General features: G+C 63.0%; 1 pseudogene. It reads right to left on the reverse strand.

The window, feature by feature from the left end:
• Positions 1 to 1144: pseudogene (locus AC0IYU_RS30485) on the reverse strand (hypothetical protein); the annotation flags it as partial.

Below are 1144 nucleotides of genomic sequence, written 5' to 3' on the forward strand. Positions count from 1 at the left end.
TCTGCTTCACGCGACCATCCAGGCCTTGGATGTTCTCGGCATTCTTCGTGGTCGCGGCCTTGTTGTCAGCGATGTCGCCAGTGTTCTTCAAGATGTCTGCGGTGTTCTTTGCAATGCCAGTGGTGTTTTGCGTCACGCGCTCATCGATGCCAGCAAGCTTTTCATTGGTGGAGAACAGTTGCGCGCCGGTCACAGCTTCCGTGCTGTCCTTTGCAAGCGTGGCGTCCTTCAGGCCCTTTGCGGTGCGCACACCCTGTTTGCCGGCGAGGTCGACCACGGTGCCGTCGGTGTCCTTGGCCACGGTGATGTTGCGGCTGCTGGCGTCCTGGCGCACGAGGTTTTCGCTTCCTTGGGTAGCAACCTGCCGTTCGAGTGCCTCAATGGCGCTGGTGTTCTTCGTCGTCGCTGCCTTGTTGTCGGCGATGTCCTTGCCGTTCTGGGTCACACCTGCTTCGACGACAGCGAGCTTTTCATTGGTCGAGAACAGCTGCGCGCCGGTCACCGCTTCCGTGCTGCCCTTTGCAAGCGTGGCGTCCTTCAGGCCTTTGGCGGTGCGCACACCCTGGTTGCCGGTGAGGTCGACCACGGTGCCGTCGGTGTCCTTGGCCACGGTGATGTTGCGGCTGGTGGCGTCCTGGCGCACCAGGTTTTCACCTCCCTGGGTGGTGATCTGCCTTTGCAGGGCTTCGATGTCGGTGGTGTTCTTCGTCGTCGCCGCCTTGTTCTCGGCAATGGCACCGGCATTCTTGGTAGCAGCACCTTGTGCGGTGTTGGCGGCTGCAAGGGCGGTATTGGCGGTGCCTTGCGCGCCATCGGCGGCGGTCTTTGCAGCAGCGGCCGTGGTCGAAGCAGTATTGGCTGTGCCTTGGGCGGCGTCGGCAGCTTTCTTCGCATCGCCGGCAGTCGTCAATGCGGTGGTGGCCGTGCCTTGGGCGCCATCGGCGGCGGTCTTCGCAGCAGCAGCCGTGGTCGAAGCGGTATTGGCCGTGACTTGGGCTGCATCGGCAGCTTTCTTGGCATCGCCGGCAGTCGTCAACGCGGTGCTGGCAGTGCCTTGGGCGCCATCCGCGGCGGTCTTCGCAGCAGCAGCCGTGGTCGAAGCGGTATTGGCCGTGACTTGGGCTGCATCGGCAGCTTTCTTGGC

Source organism: Variovorax sp. AC103, from assembly GCF_979254005.1.